Genomic DNA, 15,734 nt, shown 5'->3' on the forward strand with positions numbered 1-15,734 from the left:
CGCTGAGTTACAGTCGGGCACGCAGTTGCTGGACGAGGACGCCGAGGACGAGCGCGAGGCCGAGGTTGACGAGCACGCCGACGACACCGATTGCAGCGACAACTGCCAAGTCATCCGTGCTGGAAACCCCGGTCCAGCCCAGTTGGAATGCGATCAGTACCAGAATGACCCCGAGTAGCGCCGTCGGATAGGCCGAGATGACGCCGACGGCGAGGAACGCAGTCAGCACGTAGCCCGCACCGAGTAGCAGATTCGCGCCGGGCGTTCTGGCCCCGAATGCGTACTTCCCGGCGACGCCGCCACTCCCGTGACACATCGGGAACGCGCCGAAAGGGACCGCGACCAGATTCATCAGCCCCATGCTGTTCGAGAGCTGGTCTGCAGATACGTCCCGGTCGAAATAATCGGCGAGCAGGACCGACGTGGCGAGGGCTGCGTTGCCGACCGTGACCGCGATCTGTGCGAGGACGGCCTCCCCCGTTTGCAACGATAGCGTCATTGTCGGAAGCATAAACATGGCGTCAACCGCTGGGACGGCCGGCGTCGGAACCCCGGTCTCCGCGAGGGCGATGGCGGCTCCAAGGACAAAAACGGCGAAGGCGCTCTGCCCGCTGTGGCCCAGAAGCGCGAGGACGGCAACAATGCCAACGGCGACAGTCACGAGTCTTGGGTCGTTGAGCCCAAGACCGATGCCGGTTTCGAGCAGGACCAGCGCGACGCCGAGTTGCACCCCGCGGACAACGGTATCGTCGACGTACTGATTGACCACTTCGAGCGACTGTGTGGTTCCAAGCACGAGCAGGATGCCGGCCAGCAAAAGCCCTGCAACGACGAGTTCGCCAGTCGAGATGGTCCCGGCGATGACCAGCGCGGCGAACGCCTTCATCGGCTCGACTGATATGGGGACACCGTAGTACAGCCCCCAGACGACCTGAAAAACGCCGAACCAGACGAGCATGACCGGGAGCGAGAGCTTCGTCAGCACGGCGACGGCGACAACAACTGGGAGTACCGTCGCCGAGTCCCCGATTGCGCCGGTCAGTTCATTCCACGACAGCGAAACTGTCGTCTGGTCGCGGAACGTGAAACTCATGACGGTCGTGTCAGACGGCGAAACAGTGAGCGAACCCCTCCGCGGCGGCCGCTACTCCGAGTACTCGTAGGGCGCACGGTCCCCGTCGGTGTCGATGTACTCCTCGTTTATCTCCCACTCGCCGTCCTCGGTTTCAATCATGTACTCGCCGTAGTAGGGGACGCGAGTGTCGACCGTCTCGCGGAACGCGGCGCGCATCGACTCTTTGGTCGTGCCGATGTCACGCAGGTCATCGTTGCGGTTCAGACAGCCCTTGAGGTAGCCGTCGTGGGTGAGCCGCACGCGATGACAGTTCGCACAGAAGTTCTCGTTGCCGACGGGGTCGACGATTTCGACCATCCCGCTGTTGTGGTTGTTGACCGGCTCCGTTCGTATCCCGCCGTCGGACGCGGCCAGCGAGGTGGAGGCACTATCACCTTCGACCGCCGCCTCGCCGCTGTGCATCCAGTAGCGCTTGCGGTCGTGCATCTCGCGGTGTTCGACCTTGTCGGCGCGGTCTTCGAGCCAGTCGTGGACGCGGTCGATGTCGATGGCCCACTCCGGATGGCCCGCCAGTTCCGGCATGTACTCGATAAGCTGGAGCTGGAGACCGGGGTTCTCGGCGACGTGGTCGACCATCTTCGGGACGTAGCCCGCGGTCGGCTCGAAGACGACCATGTTGAGCTTTACCGGCTCGAGGCCAGCGTCCAGCGCCGCTTCGACCCCTTCGAGGACGCGGTCGTAGGCCCCGCTCTGGGTCAGTTCGGCGAAGGCCTCGCTGTCGAGAGCGTCCTGCGAGACGTTGACCCGCTCGAGGCCCGCGTCGACGAGGTCCGGGGCGCGGCCGGGGAGGAAGGTGCCGTTGGTCGTCATCGACACCTCCATCTCGTCGGGGGCGCGCCGGACGATTTCCTCCAGGTCCTCCCGGAGCATCGGCTCCCCGCCGGTGAACTTCACCGAGTCGACGCCGAACTCGGCGGCGACTTCGAGGAAGGCCACGATGGTGTCAGCAGTGAGTTCATCGTCCTGTGCCTCCATCGGGCCCCGTGTGTCGCCCAGCCCCTCGTTGTGACAGTAGACGCAGTCGAAGTTACACCGGTCGGTGAGGGAGACGCGGACACCGGAGACCTCGCGACCGAAGTCGTCTTCGAGCATATCCTTGCTAACTGTTCACAGCACAGCCTATTAAATGGCGTGACTGGTCCGGTTCCGCTATCGGACACGGGGTAACGATTAATCAGGCGACCGCCGTGTACTGCGTATGGACATCGTCGACGCGCTAGACGCACGACATGGGACCATCTGCTTTGTCGGCGCTGGGGGCAAGAAAACGACGATGGCGACGCTCGCAGCGCGACTAGAACACGCCGTCGTCACCGCGACGGTTCGGATTCCGATTTTCGACGGGTGGGTCGAGGACGTTGTCGTGACGGAAACCCCACGGACAGCCATTGACGAGGCGTCTGCGTGGCCGCTAGGCGTCGTCCCGGCACAGGAGCGACCGGACCGCTACCGCGGCTACGACCCGGGGACTGTTGCCGACCTGGCTGATATCGACCATCCGATTCTGGTGAAAGCCGACGGCGCACGGATGCGAGAGTTCAAAGCGCCGAGCGACCGCGAGCCACAGCTCCCCACGTCGGCCTCGACCGTCGTCCCGATTGCCAGCGCCCACGTCGTCGGCGAACCCTTGACCGACGACATCGTCCACCGGGTCGACGAAGTTACCGCGATTACCGGGCTCGCTCGCGGTGACGAGATTCGACCGCAAGACGTCGCTGCGGTCCTCGCCCACGAGCAGGGCGGGCTGAAAGACTTGCCAGCCAACGCGACCGCGGTTCCGCTACTCAATATGGTCGATGACGCGGGACTCGAAACAAGCGCGCGGGCCGTTGCCGAGGCGATTCACGACCAAGCCGACGTGTCGCGTGTCGTCCTTGCTGAGATGCGGAGCGACGACCCGCTGGTGGCAGTCGTCTGAGAGTGAGGCGACACCGGCCCCGCTCGTTCAGAACCGCTCGGCCGCGGCCTCGAACTCCTCACGGGTGTTGAGGTTCTTGAACGTATCCAGTGAGGTGTGTGCGAGTACGTCTTCGCGCTCAACGACAACGTACTCAAGGTCGAACAACGGTTCGACGATTTTGTGCTCACCGCGCTCCAGTGCTCGCTGACAGGCGTCATGCATTGCGTCGGCGTGGTACACCGCCTGTGTCGTCTGAAACCACTCGTCCGGACGTGGAACTGCGGCCTCGTGGGACGCCGCTCGCTCGAACAGGTAGTCGACGAACGTTGGGTCGACAAAGGGCATATCGCAGGCCACCACCGCAGCGTATTCGCTGTCGACGGCCCCCAGCCCGGTCGCGATGCCAGCCATCGGTCCCTGGTCGGGGTCCTCATCGAGCGCGAACGTCGGCTCAAGCGTGTGGTCCGATAGCGCCGTGTCGATGGCCTCGACCTGGTCCTCGCGGCAGTTCACGACGAGTTCGTCGACGGCTTCGCCAAGGCGGTCGGCGACGCGGCGGACCATCGGTGTCCCAGCGAGGTCGGCGACGGCTTTGTCGCTGTCGCCGAACCGCGTCGACCGACCGCCCGCAACGATGACACCTGCGCGCATACCCTGCCTTCTCGGGTCTGGCAGAAAGGTGCTTGGTGCTGTGGGTAATCCTTTAGTCGACAGACGGAAGAGTGAGGTATGATGACAGTAGCCAATCGGGACCGGATGCTCCACGTCGACCTGTCGTCGGCATCGGTCGAGAGCTGTCCGGTTCCGGAGGCCTGGCGTCGCCAGTTTGTGGGCGGCAAGGGACTCGGCGCTCGGTACCTGTACGACAAACTCGACGCCGGCACCGACCCGCTAGGCCCCGAGAACATCCTGTTGTTCATGCTCGGGCCGGTCTCCGGGCTGCTCCCCGGCGAGACACGCTACGCGGCGGTCACGAAGTCGCCCCTGACTGGCGGCTTCCTCGACTCCTATGCGGGCGGGACGTTCCCGGACACGCTGGCCGGCGCGTTGCAGGACCACACCGGGATTCTTGTCACCGGGCGCGCTTCGGAGCCGGTCAAACTCGTCGTCGAGGCCGACGGCGCGACGGTCGAACCCGCCGAGACGTGGGGGCAGGATACAGCCGAAACCGACGCAGCGTTCCCCGAGGCTGCGGTGGCGTGTATCGGCCCGGCGGGCGAGCAGGGCGTCGCGTTCGCGACTATCGCTTCTGACGGCGGCGAACACCACGCGGGGCGGGGCGGTGCCGGAACAGTGATGGGCGCAAAACGGCTGAAAGCCGTCGTCGTCCGCGGTGAGCCGCCGACGGACCTCGCGGAGCTACGGGAGCAGTACGCCAAGCGGTACCGCGAGGGCGACACCGGACAGTGGCTCAACGCCAGCGGGACCGTCGAGACAGTTGATTTCGCCAACGCGATTGGCGCGCTCTCGACGCGCGGCTGGGAAGACGGCCAGTTCGAGGGGGCCGACAGCGTCGGTATCGAGGCCGTACAGGAACTTGCCGCGGGCCGAGAGTACGACGACGCGGACAGTCCCGGCGGCTTTCGCGTCCAGACTGAAGATGGCGAGACCGTGCCCCGCGGGGCGACGGCGATGAGCCTTGGGGCCGGGCTTGGCATCAACGACTTCGACGCCGTGGCGACGCTGGGCGAGACATGCAACCGACTGGGGCTCGACCTCATCAGCGCCGGAAGCGCCGTCGCGTGGGCTATCAAAGCCGGCGACGCCGGCCTGCTTGCGGAATCGCTCGATTACGGGAGTCCTGACGACGCGCGAGCGCTCCTCGAAGAAATCGTCGCGCGGGAGTCGACGCTCGGCGACGCTCTTGCCGACGGCGTTGACGCGGCCTCGGCCCGTCTAGGCGGGGACGACCTCCTGCCGACGGTCAAGGCCATGGAACTGCCCGCGTACGACCCCCGCGGCGCACGGAGCATGGCACTGGCGTACGCGACCAGCGACCGCGGGGCCTGTCATCGGCGGGCGCTCCCCATCGAGCGGGAGGGGTTCGACGGCAACTGGGGCCCCGAGCGGGCGGCCGCGGCCGTCATCTGCGAACAGGACCAGCGTTCGGTGCTGTGGTGTCTCGTCGTGGACGACTTCGTCGGCGACGCGTTCGACGACCTCGGCGCTGAGTGGCTTGATGCAGTCGGACTGGACACGGACGGCGACCTTGCGACAGTTGGCGAGCGGGTCTGGACACTCACGCGCCTGTTCAACGTCCGCGAGGGTATTTCCCGGGCCGACGACGAACTGCCGGCAAAATTACAGGAACCGCTCGACTCGGGCCCGAACGCGGGCGCGGCAATCGACACCGAATCCTTCGACGCGATGCTCGACGAGTACTACAGGCAACGGGGCTGGGACGCCGATGGCCACCCCACTCCCGAGACAATCGAACGACTCGGCCTCGCGGACGCCGTCGACCAGTCGACACTACCAGCGGACACAGCACTCGGAGAATGACAGACGAAATAGACCTCGATGAACTCGACGTACAGGACGACGAAGAGACGCCGAACCGGGGCGACTGGTTCTGGAGCGATGAAGGCGACCCCGTGGATGAACCCGACACCGGAGCAACTGGGACTGAATCGGTACGGCCCGACAGCGACGCCGAGGCTGGCAGTCCCGCTGCAGCCATAAATACGAGTCCCGACGCGGCCACTGATGCCGAGAGGAACAGCGGAGAGACGGCCAGCGCAGACCCCGGGGGACAGGCGGTCCCCCACGTCCCGCGGGAGAACAAGGACAAGCCGGTCGGCATTCCGACGGACAGCGGCGGCGCGGGCGGCGCAGCCGCGACTGACACTGACCCGGCCTCGAACGTCGCCGAGGACCCCGCTGCTGGCGAGGCGTCTGTCGAAGCGAGCGGTCCGCACGGCGGCGGTATCGACGACATGACGATGGCCGTGACCTACGACGCGGCCCGGCAGTTCGCCGACCCGCAACTGGTGTTCCGTGAGGCGCGGGGATGGGCCGACTGGGTCGGTATCGTCGGCGACGTGGAGGCGTTCGTCATCAACAAGTTCCAGCGCGACCATGGCATCGACGCCGATTTCTTCAGCGGCGCGGGCCAGGAGCCAGCCGAGCGACTTGCCGACATCGACAAGCACTCTATGTTCTACGCCGAGCGGATGGTCCTCGTCGGCCGCCCGGACGATGAGCCGATTGCAGAGCGGACCGGCTGGGAGTTCATCCCACTCGCCGACGCCGCCGAGAAAGCGGACTGGGACCTCGCTGATGAGTGACGCCGTATATTTATAATGCTTGCTGGTCATTGTCATACACGAACGACAATGACACTCCGAACCGCGGTCCGACAGTCGAAGATACTCACGTTCGTGGTACTGGGTGCCTTCGTCTGGCTGTTACTGACGCTGTTCGAAGTACTGTCGACCATCGACCTCGCGACCGGCACAGCAACGTATGTCGGCCAGAACGCGCTGGGCGGCATCGCCGGGGTGCTGGTGTTGACCATCGTGCTCGGAGCGCTCGTGGTCCTGTACTCCGAGATAACCGAGTCGGACCCGGCCCCACAGTCGTGGCCGCCATCCGAAGAATGACCTACTACAGTTGCGAGGAATGCGGCCAGATGATAGACCTCTCGGCGTTCGAGGGACAGCCGCGCCGACAGGACTGTCCAGTGTGTGAGGAGACGACGCTGTGGACGCCCGAGTTCGAGGGTGAGGGGGTGTCGTTTTGACGCTCGCCTTCGAGGTGAGTGACCGACTGTATGCGGCCGCCGAGGAGTGGGCTGACCGGCGATTAGAGGACATTGACGAGGCGATGGAGACGAAAGTCGAGCAGGCGTTACTGGAGGTCGAGCACCTCGTCTCACAGTCCCACGACGTGGCGTTTGAGGTCGACGGTCGCGAGGTACGGTACGAACCAACAGCCGAACTGGCCGCGTTGCTCCGTCGACAGGCCGAAGAGAGTGGCATCGACGAGAGCGCGGTCCTGAAGATGCACGTCGACCTCTACGCCAACGCGTTCCTTGATGAAGTTACGGACGAGCAGAAACCGCCGGGAACGCCGTCTGAGTGACGGCACCAAAGCTTAAGCCCGACCACTGAGACAGATGATACACAATGGCACACGAAAAAAGCGAGTGGAAACCCAAGGGCGCGACAGAGACATTCAACGACTTCGAGGTCTGGGACCACGGCGTCTGGCCGGGTGACGTGAACCAGAACGACACGACATCGGACGACGACGAGGAGTGAACCGCTATCGGCGGCAGGTCTTGTCCTATTTTTGTGGCCCACCCTGCACGCGAGCGACAGCTATGGGGCCGGAAAGGCCCGTCTGTCACGCGGCGGGACGTAGAAGTTCGAGCGTGACGCGACTTCGATAAATTCCAGCAGGCCGTTGTTCTGCCGGTCCCGGAGTTCTTCGTGTTCTTCCCGGAGCCACCAGCCGTTCATCGCGTCCCGGACTTCCTCGAAATCACGCGGGCGTTCCTGGAGCGAGAGGAAGTGAATCCCGGCTTGGCCGCCGTCAATCGTGTTGAAGTCGCGCCGGAGGAGAAGCGGCTCCCCATCCTTGCGGGCGCGGGCCACTTTCTCGAAGTGGCCGACCGTTCCCTCGCTGCTCGCGTGCTCACGGACCATCTCGGCGAAGGGGAGGCTCCCTCTGTCGATGTCTTCAGGGGAGAACTCCGCCGAGAACAGTCGCTTGACGCGGTCGGACTGGGCGAGTTCCCACCAGTTGTCGAAGGCCTCGTTGATTCGTGAGAGGTGTATTGTCGTCCCGCCGGCGTAGGGGCCGTCGTCGATGGTGACGCGGTCCTCGCTGGCCTGCGTGCCGGCCCGGCCGGCAAAAAAGCCAGAGAACATATGTGACTCTTCGGGGATATCGGCGGGGACGCCTTCCGCGTCGGCGTGGGCCGCTGGAAGCCCTTCGCCGACGAACCCGCCGCGGCGGTCTGCGACAGAGAACACGTCGCCGAGTCGACCCTGCACCTCCGCATCCGCAAGCCTCGGCCGCGTGTCGAACATCGCCGACTCGGCGGCGGCGAGGTTCGACGGAACGTCGCTCGCAAGGACGAGCATCGCGTCGAAAGACTGCAAGTCGGGGTCGTCGGTCCGAGAGAGGACCCGCGGGCTGCGTATCGGGGACGAATCGAGCGACCCGTAGGTGTCGAAATAACTCGTCCCCCAGCCGAGCATATGCAGGAGCCCTGCACTGTTGAACTCGTAGGCGTCCTCCAGCGTCCGCATCGCTAGCTCGACGGTCTCCGCGGCAGAATCCGACGGGGCGGCATCAAGGTCGAGCATGAACAGTCGGAAATGACGTGGCAACAGGTCGTTGCCAGCGCCGTCGCTCCGAAGGCGCTCGTTCCAGGCGTGTTGCCGTATCGGGAGGTCGTCGGCCCGCGGGTTCGGGTCGAGGTCACCCGTCGGCGACTCCGCTTGCCTGGCTAGCAGGGATGAACAGCCGCTGAGACCGGCCGCTCCGGTGAGTGCGGAGAGCCGAAGTAGCAGCCCACGGCGCGAAGTCATGGTATACTATCACAGGGTAGGGCTACGCGGAGAAAAACTTTGTCTCATGAGAACAGGTCACAACGGTTTTTTACTTGCCAGTCCGTACCTCACTTCATGTTAACTACACTCATGCACTCGGAATCGGGACTTAACCTCCCGTTTCCACCCGATATGGGTGCGGCAGTCCTCGGTGTCGGGCTGGTCGTCCTCGCTGTCATCACGTACGATATCTATCAGCAGCACTGGGCTGGGGACGGTACCTGATGGCCACCGAACAATCGAACTCCCGGCTGACTGCCGCGTCACTTCTCGGCTATCTCCGAATTCTCGTCTACACCCTTGCTACGCTGCTGGCGTTGTCACTGCTTGTCGTCGGCACGATCGGCCTCATCGCCGAGCTCAAGGGAAGTTGGCACTGGCAGATTCACCTCGAATCGACTATCAGTTACATCGGGCTGTTCGTCAGCCGCCTGCTGGTCGTCCTCGTCCCGCTGTTCGTGGTTCTCGTCGTCGGTCGGCGGGTGGTCCCCGATGCGTGAGCGATTGCGGGCGAACCCATTCGGGGTCGTCGCGGCCGCCTCGGTCACGCTTCTCTGCGTACTGGTCGCGGGCGCGGGAGCGGTCGCGGTCATCGCACAGTCGGTCAACACCTGGCGGTCGCTCTTTCTCATGGAACAGGCGATGGCGTTCCTGCTGCCCGCGGTGAAGGTTCTGATGGCTGTCGGGCTCATCGCAAGCGTCGGGCTCGTGCTCCGAATCCGGTAGCCGCCCTGCTAGCCGATCTGGGCGACGATTTCGTCTTCGAAGCGGACGAGCCCTTCACAGATGAGCGCCGCTGCGAGGAACAGTCCGTCATCGGCCTCGTCGCGCATCTCGTCGGCGAATTCGACAACCCACTCGCTGAGGTGTTGCTCAATGAACACCCGCTCGTAGCCGACGGTCTCCTCGTCGCCCTCTCGCTGGCGCTCGATGAGATACCGCAGGAACGCCATTTCGACGGCGATGAAGTCGTCCTCTTCGGGGTAGTCCTCGGGCGGTGCCCAGCCTGCCGCACCGTAGCTGGCATCGACCTCGGCGAGCCCTTCCCCGATGAACTCCGTGTCCTCGCGGTAATTCGTTTCGTGGGGCAACACCGGCGGTCGCGGGCCGACAAGCAGGTCCGTGTACTCCCGTTTGAGGGTGTCCTGCACCGCCGAAACCGACTGGTCGGCGTTCTCGTCGATCCACGACGCAAGCATCTCGAAGCCCTCGTCGAGCTGGTCGTTGATGGATTCTTCCGGCAGTTGCACCTCGCCGCTCAACAGTCCCTCGACGAACGCTTCCTCGGGCACGTCCCAGAACACGTCGATAACGAAATCCACCAGTTCGAGGCGGGCCTCGTAGACGGCCGCGTCGTTCATCGTTTCTCCCCCTGGTCGAACAGCAGACGACTCCGGCAGTCGCTACAGTACTCGAAGACGGAGTGGTCGGCATCGGGAGCCAGACCCTCGACCTGATCGCCGACCTCCTCCTCAATCTTGTCGGCGGAGGCGACGCTGGTGAAGGGCTTGCCACAGCGGACACATTCCAGCATGTCGCCCTCGTGGACGGTCACCCAGGCCTCGCCGCCCCTGTTCTCGGGAAGCAGGGAGAGGTCCAGTCCGTCGTGCATCGTAATCGCCGTTTCCGGGCAGCCCTCCTCACAGAGGCCGCAGTTGACGCAGTCCGCGTGGTTGAACGCCAGTTCGCCCTCACCGGTCCGCTGGATGGCGTCGGTCGGACAGAGGTTCGTACAGGTCGGCGTCAGCGTACACGCGTCGTTGACATCCATAACCCCGAAGTCCTTCAGCCCGCGAATCACCTCGCGTTCGGGCTCGACGTGGTCGAGAATAGCTCGAACGCTCTCCAAGGTCCAGCCGTGGCTGTCGAAATCGGGGTTTGGGCGAGGGTCCTCCCGGTCGGCGTCGCTGCGGCCGGTCGCCTCGTAGCCGCCGGCCGGAATCGGTGTCTCGTCGAGCCCGAACTCGACGAACCCGGACAGCGACCCGACGAACGCCTCGGGGTTGCCGGCCTCGGGCGCAAAGAAGCCGACCCGGTCACCGAGCCCAAGGTCGGTTGTCGCCTGATTGAGCCGGTCGACTAGCTCTTGCTTGGGATCCGGGCCGGAGTGCAGACACGAGCCGCCACAGCCGACGACGGCGACGCCGTCCGCACCGGCCGCAAGCGCGTGCATGACGTGTGCCTTGCCGACCGTGTCCGTGCAGTTGACCGAAACCGGAAGGATAGGCGGGTAGTCGAGGTCGCCTGACTGCACGGCCTTGCGTCCGTGCGCCCGCAGGCGGTCCATCGCGTACTCCGAACAGACGAACGCGATGACCTGGGTGTCGATACCTGCGCTGTCGCCCCGCGAGAGTAGTCCCTCGTCCGTGTCGTCTTCCAGCAACGCCTCGACCTCGCGGGCGAGCCGTCGGTTCGAGGGCTCGCGGAGCTGTGTCGCGCCCGTCGGACAGGAACTCGTACAGGCCCCGCAGTTCTCGCAGGCCACCTCATCGAACTCCACGGAGTCGATAGTCGGTCGGTCGACCGCGCCGTGAGGGCAGGCGTCGACGCAGGCCGTACATCCCTCCTGACTGGATGCCCCGGCCGCACAGACATCCATCTCGAGGTCGAGGAACTGTGGTTTCTCGATGCCGCCCAGTTGCGATTCGACTGCGGCGATGGTTCCGGCGTCGACCGGCCCGGTGTAGAAGCCCAGCCGGCCGCCGCGAGCGTCGTCGCGGCCGCCGGGGTAGATGACCTGGTCGACTTCGACAGTACGGGTAACGCCGTCCAGATCGATGGCGTCGGTCGGGCAGGTGTTCGTCCACTCGCCGTCGGGCGCGTCCGGATGGATATCAACGGGGAACTCCGTCACCATCCCATCCGGCCCCTCGCGCACACAGTCCATGCAGTCGATACAGTCGTCGGTGACGCGGGCCTCTAACGTGAGCTCGTACTCGCCGTAGGAGCCCTCGATGTCGACGACGCGCCCGCGTTCCATCGTCACGTCACCGAGCCCGTCAACGTCGGCGAAATCCCGCCCGTCCGCGATGAACAACACGTCGGCATCGTCGGTCAGTGACCGCGCCGCGCCGGGGTCGCCCACGACAGCGACGCGGTTCCCAGCGTCTTTCGACACCGTTCGCGACGGCGCTTCCTCACGGAGGCCGGCCTGTTTCGCGTTGATGAGACGGGCCGTCTTGTCGGTGGCCGCTGCCTCGTCGTGGACCCAGGCGCTGGTTTCCCGATGGTCGACGAACACCGATGCCTCGGGATGAAGGTCGTGTTCGTCGGCAAGCCCGCGGATGCGGTCCTGACACGACGGTTCCGGCGTCGTCGCGATGACCTGATCGAGATCGTACTCCTCGATGACCTGCGACATCCCCGCCAAGCCGTCCTGACAGAGCAGTTCGGAACTGGCGACAACATCGACATCGTCGACACCGTCCCGAACCGCTTCGAGGTCGATGTCACACGATCCCCCACAGGAACACACAAAGGCGCCTGTATTCATTAATCATGCAAAATCCTGTCCCGGTAATAGACCTTGCGGAGTGTTCACACATCTATTCATGAATTCAACCCTAAATACTGGGGAGACCAGAAAATTTCATGAACTATAATGGCTAACTATGACACATTTTATCATGGAGGGCATTGAATTTGTGCAACGGCTAGATAGACAATGACAAACCAGATTGCGTGGCAAACACGGACAGCATCGGTGATGGGTGGGCACCAGTCACCATGAGTACACAACAGGAACCAGTCTCACTGGATCTTGACCGGCGCTCGTTCATGAAGGCGAGCGCCCTCGCGGGCGGGGTCGCCCTTGGCGTCAGCGGCGCTGGTCGGGCACTTCAGGAGGACAGCGAGGAAACGGACGGGACAGATACGGACACCGAACTGACCAAGACGATCTGCAACTACTGCTCGGTGGGCTGTGGCTTCCGTGGTGAGCGGGAGGGTAATTCCTTCGTCGGCATGGAGCCGTGGCATGAACACCCAATAAATGCCGGGTCGCTCTGCTCGAAAGGGGCCGGCATATACGAGACCGAACACTCCGAGAAGCGTCTCAAACACCCGATGATACAGGAGGACGGAGAGTGGCGCAAACTCGGGTGGAACGAAACGTACGACCGTCTGGCGACAGACATCCGGGCCCTGTGGCCCGACGACGACACCTCTCCGGACGAGGCTGTCGACGTCGACGCGGAGCACAGTCGCGAGAGCGTGATGTTGCTCGGCAGCGCCCATCACTCCAACGAGGAGGCCTACGCCATCAGGAAGCTGGCGGCGTTTATGGGTACGAACAACATCGACCACCAGGCCCGTATCTGTCACTCTACGACAGTCACGGGACTGGCAAACACTTGGGGCTACGGCGCGATGACAAACACCGTTCAGGACTACCGGAACTTCGACCTGAACATCATCATCGGCCAGAACCCGGCTGAGGCACACCCCATCGCGATGCAGCACATTCTCGAAGGGCAGAAACGGGGCGGAACCATCCTCAATCTGGACCCGCGGTTCACGAAGACATCGGCTCACGCCGACGAGTTCATGCGGTTCCGTCCGGGCACCGACGTGGCTCTGATGATGGGCATCATCAAAGAGCTCCGTGACAAGCACGGGCTCGCGATGGACCCCGACGCGGACGAAATTGGGCAGAATATGCTCACTGACCGCGTCCAGGGCTGGGAAGACGTCGACGCGGAACTCGACGAGTACGACAAGGAGACGGTCGAGGAAATCACGTGGGTGTCCGCCGAGGACATAGAGCGCATCGCCGACATGATCGACGAGGCCCGACCACACGTCCAGATCGAGTGGGCGATGGGCGGGACACAGCACAACAACGGGACCCAGAACATCCGCTCGTACGCGGTGGCGAGCCTCGCCTCCGGGAGTGCGGCCCGGAGCGGTGGCGGGCTGCAGGTCATGCGCGGACACGCGAACGTTCAGGGAGCGACCGACCTTGCGGTCGCTAGCCACATCCTGCCGGGGTATTACGGTCTGTCACCGGGTGGCTGGTCGTGGTGGGCTGAAATCTGGGACCGGACGCCCGAGACCAGCGGCGACACGTCGTTTGCGGATATGTACAACCGGTTCGAGCTGATGTCGCCGGAGAAGTACGTCCGCCAGAGCCCGACCTACGAAGGGAGTGAGGACGCGGATTCGCTGCCGCCGAACACCGCCCACGGGCCGAACAACCCGGCGGAGAACTCGATGATGTTCCAGAACGGGCTGACCGTGGCCCGCTGGTTCGAATCGGCGCTTGATCAGGAAGACCGGTATCAGGAAACACCGATCTACCAGCCCGACCAGACGAAAATCGCGGTCTTCTGGGGGCACTCGGCGAACTCTATCAGCGAGATGGAGCAGATGAAAGAGGGGATGGAGAACCTCGACCTGCTGGTCGTCGTCGACGTGTTCCCCTCCGTCGCGAGCGTCCTGCCGGATTACGAGGACGGACCGCCGGTACTGCTGTTGCCGGCGTCTAGCCAGTACGAGCACTACCGGTCGCTGACCAACACGAACCGGTCGGTCCAGTGGTCCGAACCGGTCCGCTCGCCGGCACACAACTCCAAGCCGGACCTCCAGATCATGCAGGAACTGGCCGGCTATCTAGGCTTTGGCGAACACTTCGACTGGGGCGCGGGCTCGGAGCTATACAATGGCAAGTCCTCATACGAGGGCGTCGTCCGCGAGTTCAACCTCGGGACGAACACCATCGGCTACCGGCAGACGCCCGAACGGCTCCAGCAACATCTGGAGTACGACTACGCGTTCTCCAACGAGGACCTCAAAGGAGCCGAAGGAACGCCTGTCGCGGGCGAATACTGGATGCTCCCCTGGCCCTGCTGGGGCGAAGACCATCCGGGGACGCCGATTATCTGGAACGACGATCTGGACCCCAACAACGGGGGGCAGGACTTCCGGACCCGCTGGGGCGTCTCGGCACCCACGCCTGAAGACTGGGCCGATATGCCGACAGACGACGACTACCCGATGCAGGAGACGCTCGACGCTGTCGGCGACCGCTACGAGAGTCAGGAGGAAGCGCTCGATCTGACCCGGGCACCGTACAACCCCGCATGGGCCGACGACGACGACACGGCTGCGGACGGCATGATCCACGGCATCCCGGAGTACCCTGGCTGGAAGGTGACGCCGCCACAGAGCCTCATCGATCCGAATCAGGAGGTCCAGCCAGACGAACTCACCATCCCGCAACAGTACGCACTCGACAATCAGGAGTCGGTGTACACCGCCGCGCAGGCGCTGAACAACCCCGACACCGGGAGCGCAGTGTTCGACGAGTATCTCGAAACGATGATCGGGGAAGGCGTCGACCCCGAATTCTACGAGCAGTACGACTTCAAACAGCCCGACGCGCCGACCGGGCGCGGCCGGGCACGCGCCGTGGTCTGGAGCTTCCTCGATAAGGTGCCGGTGCACCGCGAACCCATCGAGGGGCCGGACACGGAACTGCTGAACGAGTGGCCGGCGAACGGCCAGCAGCGGAACTTCTACCGACTCGACCAGAACAACCTCGTCGAACAGGAACAGGCGACGGACATCATCCACAATCAGGACGACGGGCCAGATCTGGACACGATCATGACCAGCGGTCGGCAGGTCGAACATCAGGGCGGTGGTGCGGAGACGCGGAACAACATCCACACCGCCGACCTCCAGCCGCATATGTACGCTGAGATAACGCCGAACAAGGCGGAAGAACTCGGCATTGACGGCGGCGACCTCGTCGTCATCTCCTCGACGGACCGCGGTTCCGTGCTGGTGAAAGCCCGCGTGACGGACCGGCCGAACGACCGAGAAGTGTTCCTGCCGTACCACTGGGGCGGCGTGTTCAAAGGCGAGAGTCTGGAGGACAAGTACCCTGACGGGCACGTTCCCTACGCTATCGGGGACTCAGCGAACGCCATCACGTCTCGCGGCTACGACGTTGAAACCCAGATGCAGGAGACGAAAGTATCGATGGTCGCGGTCAACCCGGCGACGCCGGAGGTACTGGACCAGTACAATATTGACGTGGACCTCGACTTTGACTTCCCGCAGGACGTGAACGACGTCGGGACGCAGAAGGACTTCGATGTCCGCGACAACTCGACGGTGCAATGAGGTGAGCTAG

The 15,734-nt window shown here is 64.1% G+C and carries 17 protein-coding genes; 11 read left to right on the plus strand and 6 right to left on the minus strand.

What is annotated here, in order from left to right:
• Nucleotides 1–7: 7 nt before the first annotated feature.
• The gene (locus tag RR_RS09815; RefSeq protein ID WP_011223548.1) at nt 8–1,093 is read right to left on the minus strand and encodes a putative sulfate/molybdate transporter; all 1,086 of its coding nucleotides are present in this window, start codon (nt 1,091–1,093) and stop codon (nt 8–10) included.
• A 51-nt stretch (nt 1,094–1,144) separates the two neighbouring features.
• On the minus strand, nt 1,145–2,227 hold the full coding sequence (gene moaA, locus RR_RS09820; RefSeq protein ID WP_004956809.1) for a GTP 3',8-cyclase MoaA: 1,083 nt from the start codon (nt 2,225–2,227) through the stop codon (nt 1,145–1,147).
• Between the two features lie 106 nt (nt 2,228–2,333).
• Between moaA and yqeC the strand changes: the two genes are divergently transcribed.
• Entirely contained in the window at nt 2,334–3,053 is a 720-nt protein-coding gene (gene yqeC, locus RR_RS09825) for a selenium cofactor biosynthesis protein YqeC (protein ID WP_011223549.1), read from the plus strand.
• 27 nt (nt 3,054–3,080) lie between these two features.
• On the opposite strand, the gene RR_RS09830 is transcribed toward yqeC, so the two are convergent.
• Nucleotides 3,081–3,686, minus strand: a complete 606-nt coding sequence (locus RR_RS09830) for a molybdenum cofactor guanylyltransferase (RefSeq protein ID WP_011223550.1) — start codon at nt 3,684–3,686, stop codon at nt 3,081–3,083.
• A gap of 78 nt (nt 3,687–3,764) precedes the next feature.
• On the opposite strand from RR_RS09830, the gene RR_RS09835 reads away from it, so the two are divergent.
• Genes RR_RS09835 through RR_RS22960 form a run of 6 tightly spaced genes read left to right on the plus strand, consistent with a single transcriptional unit; the run spans nt 3,765 to nt 7,297 of the window.
• Nucleotides 3,765–5,537 (plus strand): aldehyde ferredoxin oxidoreductase family protein, encoded by a 1,773-nt coding sequence (locus RR_RS09835; protein ID WP_011223551.1) that lies wholly within the window; start codon nt 3,765–3,767, stop codon nt 5,535–5,537.
• Nucleotides 5,534–6,322, plus strand: a complete 789-nt coding sequence (locus RR_RS09840; protein WP_011223552.1) for a DUF7124 domain-containing protein — start codon at nt 5,534–5,536, stop codon at nt 6,320–6,322. Before RR_RS09835 ends, RR_RS09840 begins: the two co-directional genes overlap by 4 nt.
• Before the next feature lie 48 nt (nt 6,323–6,370).
• Complete coding sequence (locus RR_RS09845) at nt 6,371–6,637, plus strand: hypothetical protein (RefSeq protein ID WP_004956823.1); 267 nt, start codon at nt 6,371–6,373, stop codon at nt 6,635–6,637.
• On the plus strand, nt 6,634–6,777 hold the full coding sequence (locus RR_RS22405) for a hypothetical protein (protein WP_004516231.1): 144 nt from the start codon (nt 6,634–6,636) through the stop codon (nt 6,775–6,777). Before RR_RS09845 ends, RR_RS22405 begins: the two co-directional genes overlap by 4 nt.
• Complete coding sequence (locus RR_RS09850) at nt 6,774–7,118, plus strand: hypothetical protein (protein ID WP_004956834.1); 345 nt, start codon at nt 6,774–6,776, stop codon at nt 7,116–7,118. The genes RR_RS22405 and RR_RS09850 overlap by 4 nt, the downstream gene beginning before the upstream one ends.
• A 44-nt stretch (nt 7,119–7,162) precedes the next feature.
• Complete coding sequence (locus RR_RS22960; RefSeq protein WP_004956837.1) at nt 7,163–7,297, plus strand: hypothetical protein; 135 nt, start codon at nt 7,163–7,165, stop codon at nt 7,295–7,297.
• A gap of 60 nt (nt 7,298–7,357) precedes the next feature.
• Here the strand turns inward: RR_RS22960 and RR_RS09855 are convergent, their stop codons facing one another.
• Nucleotides 7,358–8,575: a DUF7405 family protein gene (locus tag RR_RS09855; protein ID WP_011223555.1), complete on the minus strand. Its 1,218-nt coding sequence runs from the start codon at nt 8,573–8,575 to the stop codon at nt 7,358–7,360.
• 96 nt (nt 8,576–8,671) lie between these two features.
• On the opposite strand from RR_RS09855, the gene RR_RS22410 reads away from it, so the two are divergent.
• From RR_RS22410 to RR_RS09865, 3 genes are read left to right on the plus strand one after another with little or no spacing between them, the layout of a single operon-like run.
• The gene (locus tag RR_RS22410) at nt 8,672–8,821 is read left to right on the plus strand and encodes a hypothetical protein (protein WP_011223556.1); all 150 of its coding nucleotides are present in this window, start codon (nt 8,672–8,674) and stop codon (nt 8,819–8,821) included.
• A complete protein-coding gene (locus tag RR_RS09860; protein ID WP_011223557.1) occupies nt 8,821–9,096 on the plus strand; it encodes a hypothetical protein in 276 nt (91 codons plus the stop codon). Before RR_RS22410 ends, RR_RS09860 begins: the two co-directional genes overlap by 1 nt.
• Entirely contained in the window at nt 9,089–9,322 is a 234-nt protein-coding gene (locus RR_RS09865; protein WP_004956847.1) for a hypothetical protein, read from the plus strand. The genes RR_RS09860 and RR_RS09865 overlap by 8 nt, the downstream gene beginning before the upstream one ends.
• A gap of 8 nt (nt 9,323–9,330) precedes the next feature.
• On the opposite strand, the gene RR_RS09870 is transcribed toward RR_RS09865, so the two are convergent.
• Nucleotides 9,331–9,957, minus strand: coding sequence for a TorD/DmsD family molecular chaperone (locus RR_RS09870; RefSeq protein ID WP_011223559.1), 627 nt, complete (start codon nt 9,955–9,957; stop codon nt 9,331–9,333).
• Nucleotides 9,954–12,089, minus strand: a complete 2,136-nt coding sequence (locus RR_RS09875) for a 4Fe-4S dicluster domain-containing protein (protein ID WP_011223560.1) — start codon at nt 12,087–12,089, stop codon at nt 9,954–9,956. Before RR_RS09875 ends, RR_RS09870 begins: the two co-directional genes overlap by 4 nt.
• 233 nt (nt 12,090–12,322) lie before the next feature.
• On the opposite strand from RR_RS09875, the gene RR_RS09880 reads away from it, so the two are divergent.
• The gene (locus RR_RS09880; protein WP_011223561.1) at nt 12,323–15,724 is read left to right on the plus strand and encodes a formate dehydrogenase subunit alpha; all 3,402 of its coding nucleotides are present in this window, start codon (nt 12,323–12,325) and stop codon (nt 15,722–15,724) included.
• Nucleotides 15,725–15,734: the final 10 nt, after the last annotated feature.

This window comes from Haloarcula marismortui ATCC 43049, assembly GCF_000011085.1.
In the GTDB taxonomy this organism is placed as follows: Archaea; Halobacteriota; Halobacteria; order Halobacteriales; family Haloarculaceae; genus Haloarcula; species Haloarcula marismortui.

Bases quoted from the DNA above. Each gene is read 5' to 3' on its own strand.
- RR_RS09860 (WP_011223557.1), top strand. From the start codon at position 8,821: ATGGCCACCGAACAATCGAACTCCCGGCTGACTGCCGCGTCACTTCTC.
- moaA (WP_004956809.1), bottom strand. From the start codon at position 2,227: ATGCTCGAAGACGACTTCGGTCGCGAGGTCTCCGGTGTCCGCGTCTCC.
- RR_RS09830 (WP_011223550.1), bottom strand. From the start codon at position 3,686: ATGCGCGCAGGTGTCATCGTTGCGGGCGGTCGGTCGACGCGGTTCGGC.
- RR_RS09840 (WP_011223552.1), top strand. From the start codon at position 5,534: ATGACAGACGAAATAGACCTCGATGAACTCGACGTACAGGACGACGAA.
- RR_RS22410 (WP_011223556.1), top strand. From the start codon at position 8,672: ATGTTAACTACACTCATGCACTCGGAATCGGGACTTAACCTCCCGTTT.
- RR_RS09835 (WP_011223551.1), top strand. From the start codon at position 3,765: ATGATGACAGTAGCCAATCGGGACCGGATGCTCCACGTCGACCTGTCG.
- RR_RS09870 (WP_011223559.1), bottom strand. From the start codon at position 9,957: ATGAACGACGCGGCCGTCTACGAGGCCCGCCTCGAACTGGTGGATTTC.
- RR_RS09845 (WP_004956823.1), top strand. From the start codon at position 6,371: ATGACACTCCGAACCGCGGTCCGACAGTCGAAGATACTCACGTTCGTG.
- RR_RS09815 (WP_011223548.1), bottom strand. From the start codon at position 1,093: ATGAGTTTCACGTTCCGCGACCAGACGACAGTTTCGCTGTCGTGGAAT.
- yqeC (WP_011223549.1), top strand. From the start codon at position 2,334: ATGGACATCGTCGACGCGCTAGACGCACGACATGGGACCATCTGCTTT.
- RR_RS22960 (WP_004956837.1), top strand. From the start codon at position 7,163: ATGGCACACGAAAAAAGCGAGTGGAAACCCAAGGGCGCGACAGAGACA.
- RR_RS09880 (WP_011223561.1), top strand. From the start codon at position 12,323: ATGAGTACACAACAGGAACCAGTCTCACTGGATCTTGACCGGCGCTCG.
- RR_RS22405 (WP_004516231.1), top strand. From the start codon at position 6,634: ATGACCTACTACAGTTGCGAGGAATGCGGCCAGATGATAGACCTCTCG.
- RR_RS09855 (WP_011223555.1), bottom strand. From the start codon at position 8,575: ATGACTTCGCGCCGTGGGCTGCTACTTCGGCTCTCCGCACTCACCGGA.
- RR_RS09865 (WP_004956847.1), top strand. From the start codon at position 9,089: ATGCGTGAGCGATTGCGGGCGAACCCATTCGGGGTCGTCGCGGCCGCC.
- RR_RS09875 (WP_011223560.1), bottom strand. From the start codon at position 12,089: ATGAATACAGGCGCCTTTGTGTGTTCCTGTGGGGGATCGTGTGACATC.